Origin of the sequence: Rossellomorea sp. KS-H15a (assembly GCF_024195245.1) — a bacterium.
Classification (GTDB): Bacteria; Bacillota; Bacilli; order Bacillales; family Bacillaceae_B; genus Rossellomorea; species Rossellomorea vietnamensis.
Window position 1 is genome coordinate 1,750,607 of the sequence record NZ_CP096886.1, and the last position, 19,366, is coordinate 1,769,972.

Consider the following 19,366-nt stretch of genomic DNA (forward strand, 5'->3'; position numbering starts at 1 on the left):
AAACAGGGATGGCCGAGCCATACCCTGTCACTGATCCGTCAGATTTTCACTTTATTTCTGATCGAGCTATCCTTGTGTACCTCGATGGTGCCGGAGTATTCTACCGTATCGATTTCACAATTCTCCTTGATCACGACGTTTTTTCCGCGAACGAGTTTTGCCTTCGTATTTTCAAGATAGACTTCGTCCCCTTCGATTAGTTCGGAAGATAAGTAATCTTCCTTTTGCAGAAAGAAGTTGACTACCTGTTTGAGTAGTTTGCTTGAATGGTGGTGAGTCACTGAAATTTTTTCGCCGCCGATTTCTTTAATGGAAGATTCATGGTTGATTTCAATCTGGACATTGTCGGCGTTCAGCAATCCATCAATGTGTACAGAGCCTGAGGTTGAGAAGGTTTCGACTTCACAATCCTCTCCAACCGTTAACGATCCGCTCGCCCTGATCAATCCGCCCTGAATTTTCCCGCCTACCTTGCATGAGCCGCTCACCTTGAATTTTTCAACGATCAGATTCCGGGTCACCTTACTGGATCCACTTATCGTCATTTCGGATGCCATCACGGACCCTTCATATTTGGAACTCCCGCTGGTTGTAATCGTTTCGGCTTTCGTGTCTCCTTCGATGGAGGAAGAGCCGCTGGTTTTGATCAGGCCTGCTTTTACATCACCTGCAACGGTGCCGGAACCCGATATTCTCATTTCACGGCAGTCGATATCCCCTGCGATTTTTCCACTTCCACTGATCTTCACTTCATCAAATTGGCCACCGCCGGATGTTCCGGACCCGCTGATCTTCAAATCATGAAGCTTTCTCTTTTCCACTGTATTCATGCATTTCTCCTCCAATTAAAGGGACGTCAGATCCCCTTCGTATTCGTTAATGTGATTTTCAATTCTTCCATCATTTGTTGCAGATCGAATCTCAATACGACTTGAGCCGTATGGTCCAGAAGGAAATCTGAAGGGAGGGGCAGGAGCATCCACATATACGCCTCACCTTTCCGGATACCGATCAGCTCAAGGGAAGATTCTTTCAGTGGTGTAAACGTCTCATGAAGAAAAAGATAAAGGGTTTGCTGAGCTTCTTTAGGAATCTCTGTCCTATGGCATTTTTCGATGATCACCATATGCAGGATGTCCTGGAATTCGTACGCTTTTTTTATTGGTAATAGGGATGTACAGAAAGCCATGGTGTGTTCTGAAAGAATGTTGAGCGACGATAGTTCTTCTTCACTGACTTCGATCCTCGCGGGATTAGGTGAAAAGAAATCCGAGAGCTCATCCAGGGAGTAATCATCTTTCATTTCTTTGATTGCATCGATCCGGGCAAGCATCTTCTCCCTTGGGAAGAACGTCTCCTGACCGGTGTAACTGGATTTCTTGATGAACCATCCTTCCGGGATGATATTCTTACGTTTCCAGCGGTAAAGCTGTCCGTAGGATATCCCGGTCAGTTCCAGTACTTCCTTTTTAGAAATAAAATCGGTTTCCATTGGGTCTCCTCTTTTCGAAACAAAACATTGTTACGTTACTGTAATTTCAGTTTAGCAGAACAATGTTACGCAGTAAAGGAAAGAATGAAAAAATTAAAAATCATAAATCCCGACCTTCCAATAAATGTTTACATCAATCCATCAAGGGTACTAGATAATCAGAATGTTTTACATAGTAAACATTAATAAACATGAGAGGGATGAAAGAATGGGAGACGAGCGTCATACGAAGGTGAATGGTAAAAGTAAAGATGAACAGCTTGAACAGTATAGAGTGGATGACGAAGGAAAGCATCTGACAACCAATCAAGGGCTGAAGGTATCAGAGGATGAGTTTTCACTGAAAGCCGGAGAGCGTGGACCTACTTTAATGGAGGATTTCCATTTCCGTGAGAAGATGACCCACTTCGACCATGAACGCATCCCTGAAAGGATTGTCCATGCCCGGGGATTTGCGGCACATGGGGAGTTCGAACTTTATGACTCTATGAAAGAATATACAAGGGCTAAATTTCTTCAGGACACGTCGACGAAGACACCTGTATTTGTCCGCTTTTCCACAGTGGCGGGATCCAGGGGTTCTGCGGAGGCTGTGCGTGATGCCCGGGGATTTGCCACTAAATTTTATACAGAAGAAGGGAATTATGATCTGGTCGGGAACAATATTCCGGTATTCTTCATTCAGGATGCGATCAAGTTCCCGGATCTAGTTCATGCTCTTAAACCTGAGCCACATAATGAAATGCCTCAGGCTGCATCTGCCCACGACACATTCTGGGACTTTATTGCAAACAATCAGGAGTCCGCTCATATGGTGATGTGGGCCATGTCCGATCGGGCGATTCCCCGCAGTTTCCGTATGATGGAAGGCTTCGGTGTCCATACATTCCGTCTGGTGAACGAGGAAGGGAAAGCCCATTTCGTGAAATTCCACTGGAAACCTGTACTCGGAGCACACTCACTCGTTTGGGATGAAGCACAGAAGATTAACGGGAAAGACCCTGATTTCCACCGCCGTGATCTATACGAATCCATCGAGGGAGGGGACTATCCGGAGTATGAACTGGGTGTTCAGCTCATCAAGGAGGAAGATGAGTTTAACTTTGACTTTGATGTCCTTGACCCTACGAAGCTATGGCCGGAAGAGGAAATCCCTGTGAAGATCGTCGGGAAAATGACGTTAAACCGCAATGTGGACAATGTGTTTGCCGAAACGGAGCAGGCGGCATTCCACCCTGGATCTGTCGTGCCTGGAATCGATTTCTCCAATGATCCGTTGTTGCAGGGACGCTTATTCTCCTATACGGATACACAATTGATCCGTCTTGGGGGACCGAACTTCCACGAGCTTCCGATCAATAGACCTGTGTGTCCTTTCCACAATAACCAGCGTGATGGATACGGCCGCCATACGATCAATAAAGGACAGGTCAGCTATCACAACAATTCACTGGCTCATAATACACCGGCCCCCGTTTCGCAGGAAGAAGGCGGGTACACCCACTATCAGGAAAAGATGGAGGGTAGGAAAGTACGTACAAGAAGTGAAAGCTTCAAGGATCACTTCTCTCAGGCAACACTATTCTGGAACAGCATGAGTGAGCCGGAGAAAGAGCATATCGTTCAAGCCTTCAGCTTTGAACTCGGAAAAGTGAAAAGCAAATCGGTTCAGAAACAGATCGTCGATATGTTTGCAAATGTCAGTATGGACCTGGCAAAAGGTTTTGCGGAAGCGATCAATATAGAAGTACCTGAAGGAGAAGGATCGAAGGTAACGAAATCTTCACCGGCTTTAAGTCAGGAAAATACGAAAAAGAAGCCGGCCACCCGTAAAGTCGGTGTCATCGTAGGAAATGGCTTCAAAGGGGAAGAAGTGAGCCGTGTCCTCTCTGCCCTTAAGGAAGAAGGGGTACAGCCTGAAATCATCAGTGATAAACTGGGGACAAAGAAAGGTGATGACGGTACAGAGCTTGAAGTGGACCATACATTCTTAACAGGAGAATCGGTCTTATTCGACAGCCTGTACGTTGCAGGTGGAGAAAACGTAGATAAGAAATTCTCTCAAGATACCACCTATTTTGTTAAAGAAGCGTATTCTCACTTTAAACCGATCGGTGCCACCCATGAAGGTTTACACTGGCTGGAGGAAGCAGGTGTGAAGGGTTCAGGTGTTGTAACCGGGGAAGACATGAAATCATTTGCAGAGGAATTCACCGCAGCCATCGCAGCACATCGTCATTGGGATCGTGAATTAGTATAAGGATAGTAGATGAAGTAACGTGAAAATGCTAGACCTGCTCTTTAGGTCTAGCATTTTTTTATGGTTTAAATAGCCCTTTTTACTAGAAAATAGACGTTTATATCATTCGAAACTAGCAATACGTACATAAGATAGCCATGTAAGGTGATTTAAAAGTACTGAATAGGTGAGGTGATTATGGATGGGGGCTGGTCATTCTCATGACGAATTTGATTTTTACAGCTTGCTATTAGTTCTGTTAATTGTGGCTTTTCTAGTACTACTTGCAATCAACCCTCTAGCAGCATTGATTGTTGGAATCGCTATTTTGGTTCTACTTGCCGTTAGTGCCATTAGCTAAGATGTAAAGATTGATCTTTCCTTGGAAACAAGAAGAGGAATCTTGTTTTCAAAGAATACCATTACATTGAAAAACGTAAATAGATGGAGGGGAAATGAATGAGTGAAAAGAACAATCCACTGGAAGGACTGATGGATTTAATCCATCAGTACACAAAAGAAGATGGAAGTAAACTGGATTTGGAATCAGCAAAAGAAAAATTAAGTTCATTACTGGATGAGGATCATCTTAAAGGGCTGTTAGATTCTAAAGGCAAGGGTTCTCTGGATGCACTTGGTGCACTTGGAAACTTAGGGGGAATGGCCAGCGTGATGAATATGATCCCAATATTAGAAAAGGTGGTGAATCAGCGTATGTATAAAAAACCATGTGAATCCTACAAGCATGATGAATGTAAAAAAGACAAGGATCAAGATATCAAAGATCTTCTAAAAGACATTCTGGACGAACTGAAGAAAATTAAAAAATGCACATGCCATAAAAAGAAGCATGAGTGCTACAAAGACAAATGGGAGCATTGGTATTAATAGAGTCGGCGGACATGCCGGCTTTTTTTTGTGTATTTCAGGAGTGGAATATCCATAAATCAATTAGTTGATTTCTCTATTCCACCCTATTATACTCTTCAATCAACGGGAAAGTAGAATCCAAGAAAAAATTCCCATAAGCAAAAATGTTGAAAGTCAAAAAAGGTCAAAGTATACTATGTTTATAAGGTCAAAAAAAGTCAAAGTCAAACATAGTCAAATTATAGTATGACCTTACCTATAAACCAACTAACAAACCATTTAATATATAAGAAGACAACAGGAGGTCATGTTCATGAAATGCCAAGTATGTCATCATAATCAAGCAACAGTTGAAGTCTATACGCAACTGAATGGTAAGAAATCCAGTATGAAAATGTGTTCTGCTTGCTTTCAAAAGCAGCAAACCCCTTCTGGCATTCACGGAGGTTTCCCGTTTGATGAATTATTCAAAGGTATGAGCATGGGCGGAAGTCCCGACCATGGATTCCAAAGCCAGCATCAGCCATCTTCATCAGCTCAAGCGAAAGAGGGGAATGGCGGAAACGGCATCCTCGACCAGTTCGGGCGTAATGTCACTGGAGCAGCTAAAGCCGGCTTGATCGATCCGGTTATCGGTCGTGACAAAGAAGTGGATCGTGTGATTGAAATTCTGAACCGCCGCAATAAAAACAATCCGGTACTGATTGGTGAGCCCGGCGTCGGGAAAACGGCCATTGCGGAAGGATTGGCACGTAAAATCGTAGCAGGAGATGTGCCGTCAAAATTATTAAACAAAGAAGTATATGTGATGGATGTTGCTTCCTTGACAGCAGGTACAGGTGTACGGGGATCATTCGAGGAACGGTTGAAAGCCATCATTAACGAATTGCAGAGTCGAGAGAACGTCATGCTATTCATCGATGAGATCCATCAATTGGTGGGAGCAGGTTCTGCAGAAGGATCCATGGATGCAGGGAATATCCTAAAACCTGCGCTTGCCCGCGGTGAACTACAGGTAATTGGGGCGACAACCCTTAAAGAGTACCGTCAAATCGAAAAAGATGCGGCACTCGAACGTCGTTTCCAGCCTGTCATGGTCAATGAGCCTACACCGGAAGAATCCATTGAAATTCTTAAGGGTTTAAAAACCCGCTATGAAGACTATCATGGGGTGGAATTCACAGACGAAAGCATCGAGGCATGTGTGAAATTGTCACACCGTTATATACAGGACCGATTCCTGCCGGATAAAGCGATTGATCTGATGGATGAGGCAGGTTCAAAAGTGAACCTTCTATCTGAAGGCAAGGATAAAACGGCCCTTCACAAAAAATTACATGAAGTAAAAGTAAAGAAAGAGCAGGCAACGAAAGAAGAAAACTATGAGCAGGCAGCAATCCTAAGGGATGAGGAAGCGTCCTTGGAGAAACAGCTTGGCCGGGAATCATCTGATTCAAAGGCACTTGTAGAAAAGGACTTGATCCAGGCGATCATTGAAACCAAAACAGGCATCCCTGTAGGGAAGCTTCAAAGTGATGACCGTAAGCGGATGAAATCCCTTGAAGAAAACCTTGCCCATAAAGTGATCGGACAGGATGAAGCCGTGAATAAAGTGGCGAAAGCCATCAGACGCAGCCGGGCAGGCTTGAAAGCGAAGCACCGTCCAATCGGAACATTCCTATTTGTGGGACCGACGGGTGTAGGGAAAACAGAATTAACGAAGACATTGGCAGAAGAGTTGTTTGGATCTAAAGATTCCATGCTTCGTTTGGATATGAGTGAGTATATGGAGAAACACTCTGTGTCTAAACTGATCGGATCCCCTCCTGGCTATGTGGGTCACGAAGAATCCGGACAACTGACGGAAAAAGTAAGAAGGAATCCTTACTCCATCATACTTCTGGATGAGATTGAAAAAGCGCACCCCGATGTTCAGCATATGTTCCTTCAGATTCTTGAAGACGGTCGTCTTACGGATAGTCAAGGCAGAACGGTGAGCTTCAAAGAGACTGTGATCATCATGACAAGTAACGCCGGGGTGACGGATAAGAAGGAAGCCGTCGTCGGTTTCAATACCGGAGGCACAGATGCCATTAAAGAAACGAATATTCTACAATCACTGGGTGCCTACTTTAAGCCTGAGTTCCTTAACCGATTCGACAGTATCATTGAATTCGAATCACTCGACAAGGCAGAGTTACTGCAAATTCTTGATCTGATGCTGAATGAGTTGCAGGATGAGCTCAAGGAGCAGGGGATTACAGTGAAAATAGACGGAGAAGCGAAGCGCAGACTCGTGGAACTCGGATATCATCCTGAATTTGGTGCAAGACCATTGCGCCGGGTGATCCAGGAAAGAGTGGAAGATAAGATTGCCGACTTCCTTCTTGATGAGGAAGGCGTAACGGAACTGATTGTATCAGTTGAAAATGATGAGATCATCGTGAAATAAAATGGGAAAGGAGCATCCGGGATCGGATGCTCCTTGCTCTTTATTCTTTTCGCTTCAATATGGCGATATAAGTGGCCATCGTTATATACACGACGAGAATCGAGACTATGAAAATAGGTGTAGAAAAGGAAGTCATCAAAACACCCTCACTTTAGTTCATGAAAAGATGGATGGAAAATCAACAAAAGGATGCCGATGATGGGAACAGAAAGGATGAGTGCAAGCAGCGGTTTTTTGTGATGCAATCCCAAAATGGTAAACATGATGATGTTAAATACAGCAGACCATCCTAAGTTCCAACCATTTTCGTAAAGGAACAGCCCTTTTTTATGAAATAAATACTCGAGAAACGTAAAGTAAACAATCCAGCTCGAGACGTAAACCGTCTTCTTTTTCCGATAGGGAAAATAACGGAGGTAGATCATAATCACCACAGGAATGATGAAAAAGGTAAAAACAAGATCGATCAACGTATGATTCAGCCAGTCCACCGTCACCGCTTTATACTTCCATAAGGTGTGGTTATAAAATATCATGTTATACGTAAGGTTGCAGATAATATAAAACTGAACCGTTGGATAAAAATCCTTCCAGCGTTTCCAATCAATAAAGAACTTTGCGAAAAGTAAATAAACGACGACGATCAGTATTAGGTACATAGTGGGGTACAATCCTTGTTTTTTCCATTAGTATAGACGTAACAGGAAAGGAATAGACCCAGTGGAAAGAGAAAGTGCCTGATTCGATAGAGAATCAGGCACTTTTTTAACGAGTTAGTTTTTTTCCTTCAGTACTTTATCGATTGCCTGAGCGACACCGTGATCAGTATTGATCCCTGTCACCCAGTCCGCTGCTTCTTTCACTGCTTCCTGAGCGTTGCCCATCGCCACACCGAATCCTGCTTCCCGGATCATGGCGATGTCATTCATACTGTCCCCGACTGCCATGACTTGATCCATTGAAAGGTCCAGCCACTTACACACCTTCACCAGGGCAGCCGCCTTATTGACCCCTGCTGGATTGATTTCGATATTGGTGGGTGAGGAGTTCGTAATTTCGAGTGCTTCATTCTTCACCAGTTCGTCCCACATGACTTTGCGGACATCATCATCCTGGATATCAAAGCCAAACTTCAACCAATCATACGATTCGATATCCTGCTCAAAAGGTTTCCTGCTATTGAATAAGCCTTGGGAAGTGGAAGACCAGAAATACACATCATGCTCTTCTTTAAGCGCCCATAACTGCTTTACAAGATCGATATCAAGAGGGATGCGGTCTACAAGATTGTATTCATGATCGTAGATTTCTCCGCCATTCACGGTAACGAGGTACGATGAGCGACCAAGCTCATCTGAAATGTCCCTGCAAGTAAAAAGAGAACGTCCGGTACTCAGTACAACGTGAATCCCCTTTTCCTTTGCCCGCTGAATGGCTTGTTCGTTTTCAGGGGATACCTCGCCCTCATGGTTGACGAGTGTCCCATCCATATCCAATGCAATCAGTTTAATATCCATAATTCTTATCACGTCCTTCTTTTCATTCATCTACAGTTTAATATAAAGGGAGCGAATCTTCTAGGAAGGTGACTTGCTGAAGGTGCGATTTCCTTTATGGGGGGGGCTTCCTATTACAATAAGGGTGAAACAAAATTGAGAGGAAGAAGGAGAGGTGAACAAGCATGAAGCCGTTTACCGAACGTGCGGTGAACATCATAGCCGGAATTCCTCCGGGAAAGGTCATGACGTACGGACAAATTGCTGAGCAGGCAGGAAGTCCGAGGGCTGCGAGGCAGGTCGTGAGGATCCTGCACTCCATGAGTGAAAAGTATAAACTCCCCTGGCACAGGGTTCTAAACAGCAAAGGGGAAATCGGATTTCGTGATGGGGAGCAAATGATGACCCAAAGGCTGTCCCTGGAAGCGGAGGGAGTCCATTTTATAGGGAATAACCGGATAGAACTGGGGGAGTATCAGTATCACCCTGAATCATAAAGGAACAAATTTCAATCAAACAAGCCGAAAATAAGGACAGTTAAAGTCATAAGGCCCGTGAACCCAATGATTACATAACCGATAATCCGGATCCCAAGTGGAAGACTGCCCATTTCGGGATCCACGGGTGCCCCTTCGATTTTAGACATATGGTCGATCACATCATTAAATGATTCTTTACGATTTGTCATGGTATCCCTCCTGTAAATATTTTACTATATATTTAAAATCGAAGAAAGTGATCTTATAGCAGGATGGCCAGGTTTTCATCTTTATTAAAGGATGGACCTGGTCTTTTTCTATTTTTATATAGGTTTAATCAATGGTAAACAAGGGTATAGATGCTTTGTTGAATACAAAATATATTTTTAATTTTCTGAACTATTTTTGGAAATTAAATGAGAGCGAAGAGGTTGATGGAGGATGGCAAAAGGTGATTTGCTGATCATTGGGGGCAACGAGGATAAAACGGATGAGAAGGTCATCTTATCGAAGTTCACTTCATTATGTCAAAATAGACAAGGTCCGATTGGGATCGTTACGACTGCTACAGCTTATCCGGAAGAGGTAGGAAATGAATACGCAAGCTTGTTTCAGACGCTACAAGGAACAAAACCACTATTGCTCCATCTGGATTCCCGTGAGAAAGCGGATGATCCTGAATTGATCGAGCAGCTTTCTTCCCTGTCGGGGTTATTCATGACAGGCGGAGATCAACTCAGACTCACGAGCCTGCTGGGGGGGACAACCTTCTATAAACACTGTATCAAGGAATGGAAGGAAGGTCTGGTCATAGGCGGGACCAGTGCCGGGGCTGCCGTCATGAGCCGGCTGATGATCATTTCATCCAAAATCTCAAAAAAGCAGGATGTATCTATCCTCGAAATGGGCTCTGGCTTCGGGTTTCTCGAAGACGTCATAATAGATCAGCACTTTTCCCAGCGTGACCGATTTTCAAGGCTGATGAGGGCGATTGCATTAAATCCTCAAATTATCGGGGTGGGGATCGATGAAAATACAGCGATTTGGGTCAACAGTGAACGGAATCAATTTGAAGTGATCGGTGAATTCAATGTGAGCATTTTCGATGGGAAAACGTCTTCCTATATAGATGTTGCTGAAAATAAAGAGAACATGACCATATCAGATATTCGTTTTCACACATTGGGTGAGGGCGCGATCTTTGATTTAACCAAAAGGGAATTAATTTTATCTTAAGGAGAGAACAATTAAATGAAAATCAATCGCGTCAACTACTTATCCGGTCCTAACTTATACAGCTTCAAGCCGACGATCTGCATTGAGCTCGACATAGAGGAGTTCGAAGAGAAGCCCTCCAATCGATTGAAAGGGTTTACCGACACATTGCTGAAGGTCATGCCATCCCTGTTCACACACACCTGTTCAAGGGGGTATGCAGGGGGATTTGTGGAACGCTTGCATGAAGGGACGTGGATGGGCCACATCCTTGAACATATTGCACTCGAAATCCAGCATATGGCGGGAATCACTGTAAAACGCGGCAAAACGATCACGAGCGAACGGAAAGGAATTTATTTCGTGACATACGATTATGTGGAGAAGAAGTCCGGATATTATGCGTTTACAGCAGCCATGGAAATCGTAGAAGCCATCCTCGAACATAAAGAGGTCAGCGCCGAACCTTACATATCAGAAACTTCCGATCTATATCATCTGCATAAAATGGGGCCGAGTACAGAGGCCATCTTCCAAGCTGCCAAAGCCCGTAAGATACCAGTCGAAAGAACGGGAACAAACAGCCATTTAAGGCTCGGGACAGGTAAGAAACAAAAATTCGTACAGGCGACCATTTCAAGTCAATCCTCTTATCTTGCTGTAGAGGACTCCTGTGATAAAGATGCGACGAAAATGTTATTGAAGAGTGCAGGTCTGCCAGTTCCTGAGGGGGATGTCGTTTCAAATGAATACGAGCTTCTTCAGTCTGCGGGAAAGATCGGATTCCCACTCGTAATCAAACCTGTCAATGGGCGCCAGGGACAAAATATCGTAACGGATATCCAGAATGAACTTGATCTGTTAACGGCCTTCCGCTGTGTATACAGTGAAGGGACTGACTATATCATTGAACGTTACTATAAAGGAAAGGACTACCGTTTCCTTGTCGTGAATAATGAACTCATTGCAGCAAGTCTCCGCCAGCCTCCAACGGTAATAGGTGACGGGAGAAAAACAATCAAGGAATTAATTGAAAATGAAAACAAAAATCCTTTGCGTGGAGAAGGACATGAGAAAGCCATGAGCAGAATTCCACTGGATGAACGAACCGTTGTACATTTGGAGAAGGAGGGACACTCCCTGGATACGGTCCTTAAAATGGGACAAAGTCTTGAGGTACTGGGGAATGCGAACCTTTCAACCGGTGGTTCAGCCATTGACGTGACGGATGATGTTCATCCTCATTACCGCAAGATGGCAGAAGGAGCTGCGGTTGCCATCGGTCTGGACATTGCCGGAATCGATATCCTTTCAACAGATGTAACCGTCCCATTCGAAAAGGGAGCTGCTGCCATCCTTGAAGTGAATGCTGCGCCTGGGATCAGGATGCACCATTATCCTTCAGAAGGAAAAAGCCGGGACGTCGGGGGAGCAATCGTTGACTATTTATTCGAAAATCGCGAGGAAGCGGCCATCCCGATAGTCGCTGTGACAGGAACGAACGGTAAGACAACGACTTGCCGGTTGGTCTCTCACTTATTACAAAAGGAGGATGTAACCGTCGGCTTTACTTGCTCTGACGGCGTTTGGATCGCCGAACAACAAATCGATGAAGGCGATTGCAGCGGTCCAAAAAGCGCCAGGAAAGTCCTCTCCCACCCTGGTGTAGACGTTGCTGTACTTGAAACGGCCAGAGGCGGCATGCTGAGGGAAGGTCTCGCTTTCAGGCACTGTGATGTGGCCATCGTTACCAATATCAGTGAAGATCATCTGGGATTGAATGGTATAGATACGCTGGAGGATTTAACAAAGCTGAAGCAGACAGTAGCTGAAGTGGTTTTACCAGGAGGATCGTGCGTATTGAATGCGGATGACCCGCGATGTGTCCAAATGGCCACTCAAACGTATGGAAAGATTGTCTATTTCTCATTATCTCTTTCAAATCCAGTGATACAGAAGCATATTGAAAATGGGAATGAGGCTTGGTACATGGATGAAGGATGGATCATGCATACATGTGAGGGGAAGACGGAACGGTTTTTGCCGGTCTCTCATATTCCCATCACCATCAATGGTGCTGCCAGGTATAATGTCTTGAATGTGCTTGGTTCTCTTGCCGCCGCACATTCCTTAGGGCGCCCACTCTCCGAACTTCGGAGCAAAGTGATCAGTTTTCTGCCGACTGAAAATCAGAATCGTGGACGATTCAATGTTCAAATCGTACAAGGAAGGACCATCATTGTGGACTACGCCCATAATCCGGCAGGCTTAAGGGCATTATACGATACCATTGCCCATCTGAAGGATGGAAGGGTCATCACGGTTGGCTCAGCTGCGGGAGATCGAAAAGATGAAACGATTCAGGAAATGGGAAGGATTTTTGGAAAGCATTCTGATATCTTCATTATTAAGGAAGATCTGAATTTAAGGGGAAGGACCCCGGGAGAAACCATCCATTTGCTGACCAGAGGGGTGGATGAATCCAAAGGACATCCAACGATTCATGTGCAACCGGAGGAAATCCATGCCTTGTTCATGGCGTGGGAGATGTCACAGCCGGGTGACACCTTACTGTTTCTGTATGACGACTACGCATCGATTCAAACCTTTATGGATTCTGTGATGAAGAGTTCAGTATCAAAGAGTGAATTTCAGAGGGCTGAATAGAAACGTACTTAGAAAGTATATTAATAAAGGAAAAAAGCTCAGAGTCGACTCTGAGCTTTTCATTTAAATGGACAACTCTCACTACAGTTGTCCATTTTTGAGTTTTTTCAACCAGTTTCGTTGCCTTCTGGCAATAATCCAATACCCTGCGACACCAAAAGCGGCTAGGCCAAAGCTTCCTTGCCAGATGACCTCCATACCGAGCGCAAGTCCTGTGAATCCCCCGATGCATCCTGCAAGTAAAAGGACAAAAGCCTGCTTCTTTTGACTTTGAAATAGTTTAAATTGAAACCCGTTTAGCTGATGATGATCCTTTTGTTCCAGTGCCTTTTCAGGTAGATCCAACAACTGCCTTACTTTCTGAACGGTCTGAAAAAGAGGTTGGGCGCTGACCCATTTCATAAGAAGCTCCCATTTGTTCGTGTTCCCATCCCTCACCCAATCCATAAAGGCTGGTTTAACGACATCAAGGGTTTCTTCATCCGGGCTCAATGTGTGGACAAGTCCTTCGATGGTGGCGAAGGATCGCCCTAAAAAGATAAAGCGGGTCGGAACCTGCACAGGAAGTGATTTCACCATTTCGTTGATTTCCTTCTTTACTGATATCAGGTCCATCTGTTTAAACTGCTCCATATCAAGGGTGACAAATTCCTTCAGCACAGGCTCAATCGTCTTCGGGCTGGCGTCTGGAAGCAGGAACCCCAATTCGGCAAGAGCTTCTGATGCTTTCCGGAAATTCTTTAGAAGAACACCTTCGAGGAGAGCTTGGAAATGGGCCGAGTCCCTTTTTGAAATTTCCCCGATCATCCCGTAATCCAATAAAACGAAAGTGCCATCCGGCTGAAGCAGAATGTTCCCGGCATGGGGATCGGCATGGAAAATTCCGGGCTCGAGCCACTGAGGGAGGAAGAGACGGAATAGTTCCTGTGCAAGATTCTGGCCATTCAGTCCATACAAATCAATCGCTTCTCTATCATTCAATCGAACCCCATCGACCCATTCCATCACCAATACTTTATCTGTACAGAGTTCAGGATACATAGTTGGGATCTTCACATTGGCATGATCTTTAAACCTCTGCTTAAAAGAAATGGCGGTACTCATTTCTTTGGAAAAGTCGAGCTCCTGCTCGATGACCTGCTTCAATTCTCTATATAGCATTTTAAAATTAATGAACCCCTTCGGCACGGGAGCAAAATGCCGGGCAAACCAGATGATGATGGACAATGTCCGGAAATCGGTCTTCACAAGTGAGGGGATCTCCGGTCGCTGCACCTTGATGGCCGCTTGCGTGCCATCAAGCAGTGTCGCTTTGTACACTTCCCCGATAGAAGCGGAAGCGATGGCTTCCTGGTCGATGCTCTTGACTTTGGAAGTAACGGTAGCATCCCATTCCAGTTGAAGAACCGATTCAATTTTCTCCCAAGGTGAAGGAGGCACATGGTCAACCAAGTCCTGAATTTGATTAATGAACCCTTTCGGAAGCAGATCCTCCCGTATACTTAACAGTTGTCCAACTTTGATCAACACGCCATTCAGTTCAAAAAGGGTTTCCTTGAACTCTTTCCCGATTTGTTCCCAAAGCTTTTCTTTTTCCCATTGGGACTTACCCCGCAGCCGGTACCAGTAGACCCTGACCACTATGGATAAGGCGAGTGATAATACCTTCCACATTCTCCAAAGCTTGTTCTCTGACTTCATCATTTCATCCCCCGTAAACGGATATCTATCTCTATTATGTAGTACGTGTGGGAAATTAGAAAGTTTCGGTTTTTAGTTTGGTGATGTAAAAGAGGGGGGCGACACTTTTACATCTTTTTGTGAAAAAGCCACATTAATAGCTTCCTTCCATGATCTTGGTCAATTTTATTATTTTCTACAGCTTCTAATATAGAACGCCAGGAAGGAAGGACAATGAATTCCAGTCCAGTGATGGTTTCTTCAAGAAGATGAAGTACAAATTCTTCTATTTTATCAATTGAATGGGGATTTTCCTCGCTTAATAGTAGGCAAACGTTTAACTTAATGGAGGCATCGAGCCCTGCTAATAAGGCAGTTTCAAGTTTTTTGACGGGATCGATGACTGTGTCTGCTGCCCCTTCCATCCGGTCTATAATTCGCTGTTCAACATCATGTCTGATCACGGTATATAACTGTGCTTTCGAACCAAAATGATGATAAATCACCCCGGTCGTCATATTCGCCTCCTTCGCTAAATCCTTGATATTGACCCCTTCATACCCTTTCTCTTTAAATTGTTCCAGTGCTAATCTAATAATCGTTTCCTTTTTACTTCCTGGTACAGGTATCCAATTTTTCATATATGTATCATATCATATTGACAATAATTTGTAACTAAGTTACGTTATACATAACCAAGTTATGTTTTGGTAAAAATATCAATTGAGGTGGAGTATATGAAACTGGCTTTTCTATGTCATCCTGTAACAGATTTAAAGAAATCCCTTATTTATTATCGAGACACATTAGGGTTTGAAGAGGCCTGGAGGGAAGGAGATCATACCCTTGCCCTTAGGCTGCCGGGAACGGATGTTCAACTAATGATCGAAAATGATGAGCCTGAATTAGGTCCAGGGGGAATTTTTATTGTAGACAGCGTAGATGAATATTATGAAAAACATCAGGAAAAGCTCCATTTCATTAAAACTCCATGTGATATTCCACCAGGAAGATATGCCATTTACCAAGATGATAGTGAAAATTTAATCCGAATCATTGATTTGAGTCGAGAGCGTTAACTACAGACTCCCGCTTGTTCACCTGTTAAAATTCCGTTGAATTCTGACAGGTGAAGATTGGCTGAACGTTAACAGTCAAATAAGAAAGGAAATTCAGCTGCTGATTTTCGCTTCAATTTCAGCAGCTGAACTCTTCCTAAACTCCAGGATTTTGACACCTTTGTGAACGACACGAAAGCCTATTGTATTAAGGGGGGAGAAGAGGTATATTAAGAGTGTAAAGAATATGTGAAACATTTCACAATAACACGATATAAATCACAACAGGTCATCTTAACGTAAATATATTTGTGAATAGTTTCACAAATTATACATCCAAAAGGAGATGATCCATCATGAGATGGTGGGAAAATCAAAAAGTTAGCGCGGTTTGGACAGTGTTGAGGATTTGGTTGGGAGTTCAGTGGCTTGAAGCTGGGTGGCATAAGGTGAATGACGGTTTTGATGCAAGCGGCTTTTTGCAGGGGGCTTTGGCTAATGCGACAGGAGATCATCCAGCCGTACAAGGCTGGTATGCAGAATTCTTGAAAGGATTCGCTTTGCCGAACGTAGAACTGTTCAATGTCTTGATTCCTTGGGGAGAAATGTTGGTAGGGGTAGGGCTGATTGTCGGCTTCATGACGCTGCCGGCCCTTCTCGCAGGTGCATTTATGAACCTGAATTTCTTACTGGCAGGGACTGTCAGCACGAACCCCATCCTTTACACAGCGGCCATCATCCTCCTCTTTACAGGTAGGGGCGCCTACTATTGGGGAGCTGACCATTGGATGATTCCTTACTTGAAACAAATGATCACTCAACATGACAGAAAGCACAAAAAGCCGATTGTTGTATGAGAACGTTTGGAAATGAAAGAGCCCCATGCTGTCACAGCGTGGGGCTCTTTAAAGCTGAATTCCTCAAACCCGACTTTTTAACGAACGGGATTCACTATTGGTTTTTCTTCACTCGTGCACGCTGGTTTGCAGCGTTCGCCCGGGCTTGTGCTTCCATATCTGCCTGATCGGCAAGTTCTCGTGAGAACTCTTCGTCAACACCATCAGATTTGAGCTGAGCGGGTGTTTGTGGCAGGCTGTTTTTATTTCCTCTTTTGCTATGGCCGCGTGATCTTCCCAATATCAACATCCCCTTTTGGTTAAAAAATAAAGGTACAGGATCCTGTGGGACCTGTACCTTTATCTTTCTTCAAAGTAAGGGCTTTTAGTTAGGTAATAATTGTCTATCTGTGGGCTTTGGAACTGAAACCGCCTGCACGATCTGCTGCTTTGAACTCCCTTGAGTACGTGACTTCCTGAGCACTTGATAGAACCGACTTGTTTTTGTCTTTCTTTTTCTTATTATCCATTTCTATGTACATCCCTTCTTTTCAAGATTATTTCTATTTTTGCCGTGAAAAGGAAGGGACATACCTGTGACTTACTGATAAATATCAATGAGGGCACTTTTCAATTCCGGATATTGAAATTGAAAACCGTGTTCTGAGAGGACAGCCGGTAAGACTCTTTGTCCTTCCAGTACGAGTTCGCTCATTTCACCCATCGCCACTTTTAAAGCAAGGGAAGGGACCGGTATCCAGTGTGGCCTGCCAAGGACCGTCCCGAGTGTCTTTCCGAATTCTTTCATAGTGACGGGAGAAGGAGCGGTGACATTAACAGGTCCTGCAATCCCCTCTGTTTCGGCTACAAAATGCACGGCTCTAGCGATATCGTTGATGTGAACCCATGACATCCACTGTTCACCAGAACCGACAGTCCCTCCGACAAACATTTTATAGGGAAGGGCAATCCGTGGAAGGGCACCTTCCCCCTTGCCGAGAATGATGCCGAATCGTGTATAGGCTACCCGTATGCCGATTTGGGTGGCTTTGGCTGCTTCCTTTTCCCATATTTGAACGGTTTCCCCAAGGAAATTGTCAGCTGTCTCGGTTGAGGCTTCCGTATACGTATTCGTCTTGGAAGAAGGGTAATAGCCGATTGCGCTTGCATTGATAAGGGAGGCAGGCTTGTCTTTCAATGCTTTTATAATATTGATGACTTCCCGGGTTGAGTTGATCCGGCTGTTGATGATCCGTTTCTTGCGTTCTTCGGTCCATCTTCCGCTATTGATGGATTCTCCCGCAAGATTAATGAAGGAGTGAATTCCTTCGAGCTCCTCTTCGGGTCTTGCCCCATCGGAGAGCCATTTCACATACGTCACACCTGGCCGAGCATCGTATTTATCCGGATTTCGGGTCAGGATCATCACTTCATGTTGGTGTTTGAGAAGTTCCTCAGTCAGAGCCTGGCCGACAAAACCTGTTCCACCTGTTATGGCAATCTTCATCATCATCCCTCCAGTTATACTTATTATTTTACCTATCTTCAGAATAAAAAACATATGTTGAATGTGTTAGGATTAAGAGGAGGTGGAAAATATGGGTAAGATTACGAAAATAACGAAGCAAGTGAAGAACGATGAGCGTTACAATTTATTTATAGATGGAAAATATTCTTTCAGTGTCGATGAAGCGATTCTTGCCAAGTTTCAGCTCAGAAAAGGGCTGGAGGTAGATGAGCTCGAGATTTCGGAGCTTCAATATGAAGACGATGTCAAAAAAGCATTTAATAAAGCCATTCAGTATCTGGCCTACCGGATGAGAACGGAAAAGGAAATCCGTGATCACCTGCAGGAAGGGGACCCGGAGGAAGGGATCATCCAGGAAGTCATTCATAAATTAAATGAGATTAAATACATCAATGATTTAGAATTCGCCCACGCGTTTGTCGGGACCCAAATGAATACGGCTGATAAGGGGCCGACTTGGATCCGGGGGGAATTGAGAAGAAAGGGCGTGGGGGATTCCCATATTGAAGAAGCCCTGGCCGCTTTCACACAAGAAAAGCAGGTAGACAAAGCGGTAGCCCTGACAGAAAAGCTCCTTCATAAGTATCGGAAAGATTCCAAGATGATTGCCAAGCAAAAGATTGAACAAAACATGATGAGGAAAGGGTATCCTGGCTCAGTCATGAAAATCGTCTGGGAAACGGTCGAATCCGATCGGGATGATGATGAGAGATGGGATGCGGTTTATCATCAGGGGTTGAAGGCTCACAGAAAACTCAGTTCAAAATACGATGGATATGAGTATGTACAGAAAATGAAGCAAACGTTGTATCGAAAAGGGTTTTCAATGGAAGACATTGAAAGGCTGTTGGAAGAATTAAAAGAAAATGAAGAGTGATTTTTTTCATTACTAAAAGGATGGGGAAAGGGAGAGTTCAGTGGAGATAGCCGCGATCCTGTTTGTTGTTGTTACCCTGCCTCTTATTATTGGGACAGGGAGAAAATTCAAGCTTTACACTGGAGGAATAGTGATAGGCACCGCCCTCTTATTTCTCATCGGTGAATTGATTATAAAAGTGCAATCGGACTACTTTTCATTGGGCAGGCAGGAGTGGTTCAACCATGGGTTTGCTGAGGATATGGGGAAATGGGTCGTTCCATTCTTCCTTCTGGGAGTGGCAATCTTCTTGATCCTGGTCAATATCAGGATGATTCAGCAATTTTTAAAACGAAAGGATGGCATCCGCTGGGTATGGATCGCCTTTGTCGTGGTCATTGATGTATTCGCATTGTTTTTGGTTCCTATGCTATTATTTTTTGTGGCCTTTATGTTTTTCCCGTTTGCTCCTTAAATCCAGGCAGCCTTCGATCATCG

The 19,366-nt window shown here is 44.2% G+C and carries 20 protein-coding genes; 10 read left to right on the forward strand and 10 right to left on the reverse strand.

The window, feature by feature from the left end:
• Window positions 1-38: 38 nt before the first annotated feature.
• The gene (locus M1J35_RS08960; protein WP_224520656.1) at window positions 39-830 is read right to left on the reverse strand and encodes a polymer-forming cytoskeletal protein; all 792 of its coding nucleotides are present in this window, start codon (window positions 828-830) and stop codon (window positions 39-41) included.
• Between the two features lie 26 nt (window positions 831-856).
• On the reverse strand, window positions 857-1,492 hold the full coding sequence (locus M1J35_RS08965; RefSeq protein WP_254653466.1) for a DUF4004 family protein: 636 nt from the start codon (window positions 1,490-1,492) through the stop codon (window positions 857-859).
• Window positions 1,493-1,700: 208 nt separating this feature from the next.
• Here M1J35_RS08965 and M1J35_RS08970 point away from each other — a divergent pair, with 208 nt between their 5' ends.
• From M1J35_RS08970 to M1J35_RS08980, 3 genes are all read left to right on the forward strand, one after another.
• Window positions 1,701-3,752 (forward strand): catalase, encoded by a 2,052-nt coding sequence (locus tag M1J35_RS08970; RefSeq protein WP_224520654.1) that lies wholly within the window; start codon window positions 1,701-1,703, stop codon window positions 3,750-3,752.
• Window positions 3,753-4,190: 438 nt separating this feature from the next.
• On the forward strand, window positions 4,191-4,619 hold the full coding sequence (locus M1J35_RS08975; protein ID WP_224520653.1) for a hypothetical protein: 429 nt from the start codon (window positions 4,191-4,193) through the stop codon (window positions 4,617-4,619).
• 295 nt (window positions 4,620-4,914) lie between these two features.
• Window positions 4,915-7,053 (forward strand): ATP-dependent Clp protease ATP-binding subunit, encoded by a 2,139-nt coding sequence (locus tag M1J35_RS08980; protein ID WP_254653467.1) that lies wholly within the window; start codon window positions 4,915-4,917, stop codon window positions 7,051-7,053.
• A 146-nt stretch (window positions 7,054-7,199) separates the two neighbouring features.
• Here the strand turns inward: M1J35_RS08980 and M1J35_RS08985 are convergent, their stop codons facing one another.
• Together M1J35_RS08985 and M1J35_RS08990 are read right to left on the reverse strand one after the other, a co-directional pair.
• Window positions 7,200-7,712 (reverse strand): CBO0543 family protein, encoded by a 513-nt coding sequence (locus tag M1J35_RS08985; protein ID WP_254653468.1) that lies wholly within the window; start codon window positions 7,710-7,712, stop codon window positions 7,200-7,202.
• A gap of 114 nt (window positions 7,713-7,826) precedes the next feature.
• Window positions 7,827-8,600: a Cof-type HAD-IIB family hydrolase gene (locus tag M1J35_RS08990; RefSeq protein WP_254653469.1), complete on the reverse strand. Its 774-nt coding sequence runs from the start codon at window positions 8,598-8,600 to the stop codon at window positions 7,827-7,829.
• 134 nt (window positions 8,601-8,734) lie between these two features.
• On the opposite strand from M1J35_RS08990, the gene M1J35_RS08995 reads away from it, so the two are divergent.
• Entirely contained in the window at window positions 8,735-9,046 is a 312-nt protein-coding gene (locus M1J35_RS08995) for an MGMT family protein (protein WP_229593603.1), read from the forward strand.
• 11 nt (window positions 9,047-9,057) lie between these two features.
• Here the strand turns inward: M1J35_RS08995 and M1J35_RS09000 are convergent, their stop codons facing one another.
• The gene (locus tag M1J35_RS09000) at window positions 9,058-9,237 is read right to left on the reverse strand and encodes a hypothetical protein (RefSeq protein ID WP_254653470.1); all 180 of its coding nucleotides are present in this window, start codon (window positions 9,235-9,237) and stop codon (window positions 9,058-9,060) included.
• A 232-nt stretch (window positions 9,238-9,469) separates the two neighbouring features.
• Between M1J35_RS09000 and M1J35_RS09005 the strand changes: the two genes are divergently transcribed.
• Both M1J35_RS09005 and cphA read left to right on the forward strand, forming a co-directional pair.
• Window positions 9,470-10,264, forward strand: coding sequence for a cyanophycinase (locus M1J35_RS09005; protein ID WP_254653471.1), 795 nt, complete (start codon window positions 9,470-9,472; stop codon window positions 10,262-10,264).
• Between the two features lie 15 nt (window positions 10,265-10,279).
• Complete coding sequence (gene cphA, locus M1J35_RS09010; protein ID WP_254653472.1) at window positions 10,280-12,910, forward strand: cyanophycin synthetase; 2,631 nt, start codon at window positions 10,280-10,282, stop codon at window positions 12,908-12,910.
• Between the two features lie 81 nt (window positions 12,911-12,991).
• Here the strand turns inward: cphA and M1J35_RS09015 are convergent, their stop codons facing one another.
• Together M1J35_RS09015 and M1J35_RS09020 are read right to left on the reverse strand one after the other, a co-directional pair.
• Entirely contained in the window at window positions 12,992-14,584 is a 1,593-nt protein-coding gene (locus tag M1J35_RS09015) for an ABC1 kinase family protein (protein ID WP_254653473.1), read from the reverse strand.
• A 134-nt stretch (window positions 14,585-14,718) separates the two neighbouring features.
• Window positions 14,719-15,231: a TetR/AcrR family transcriptional regulator gene (locus tag M1J35_RS09020; RefSeq protein ID WP_254653474.1), complete on the reverse strand. Its 513-nt coding sequence runs from the start codon at window positions 15,229-15,231 to the stop codon at window positions 14,719-14,721.
• A 96-nt stretch (window positions 15,232-15,327) separates the two neighbouring features.
• On the opposite strand from M1J35_RS09020, the gene M1J35_RS09025 reads away from it, so the two are divergent.
• Together M1J35_RS09025 and M1J35_RS09030 are read left to right on the forward strand one after the other, a co-directional pair.
• Window positions 15,328-15,669, forward strand: a complete 342-nt coding sequence (locus M1J35_RS09025) for a VOC family protein (protein ID WP_254653475.1) — start codon at window positions 15,328-15,330, stop codon at window positions 15,667-15,669.
• 335 nt (window positions 15,670-16,004) lie between these two features.
• Window positions 16,005-16,505 carry a DoxX family protein gene (locus M1J35_RS09030; RefSeq protein ID WP_254653476.1) on the forward strand — a complete coding sequence of 167 codons (501 nt, stop codon included), beginning with the start codon at window positions 16,005-16,007 and terminating at the stop codon, window positions 16,503-16,505.
• Window positions 16,506-16,599: 94 nt separating this feature from the next.
• Here the strand turns inward: M1J35_RS09030 and M1J35_RS09035 are convergent, their stop codons facing one another.
• From M1J35_RS09035 to M1J35_RS09045, 3 genes are all read right to left on the reverse strand, one after another.
• Complete coding sequence (locus tag M1J35_RS09035; protein WP_060673389.1) at window positions 16,600-16,785, reverse strand: YfhD family protein; 186 nt, start codon at window positions 16,783-16,785, stop codon at window positions 16,600-16,602.
• 103 nt (window positions 16,786-16,888) lie between these two features.
• Window positions 16,889-17,014: a YfhE family protein gene (locus tag M1J35_RS09040; RefSeq protein WP_079531092.1), complete on the reverse strand. Its 126-nt coding sequence runs from the start codon at window positions 17,012-17,014 to the stop codon at window positions 16,889-16,891.
• Between the two features lie 71 nt (window positions 17,015-17,085).
• A complete protein-coding gene (locus M1J35_RS09045; protein ID WP_254653722.1) occupies window positions 17,086-17,991 on the reverse strand; it encodes a TIGR01777 family oxidoreductase in 906 nt (301 codons plus the stop codon).
• Window positions 17,992-18,082: 91 nt separating this feature from the next.
• Here M1J35_RS09045 and recX point away from each other — a divergent pair, with 91 nt between their 5' ends.
• Together recX and M1J35_RS09055 are read left to right on the forward strand one after the other, a co-directional pair.
• Complete coding sequence (gene recX / locus M1J35_RS09050; RefSeq protein WP_224520641.1) at window positions 18,083-18,889, forward strand: recombination regulator RecX; 807 nt, start codon at window positions 18,083-18,085, stop codon at window positions 18,887-18,889.
• 40 nt (window positions 18,890-18,929) lie between these two features.
• Window positions 18,930-19,343 (forward strand): hypothetical protein, encoded by a 414-nt coding sequence (locus tag M1J35_RS09055; protein WP_254653477.1) that lies wholly within the window; start codon window positions 18,930-18,932, stop codon window positions 19,341-19,343.
• Window positions 19,344-19,366: the final 23 nt, after the last annotated feature.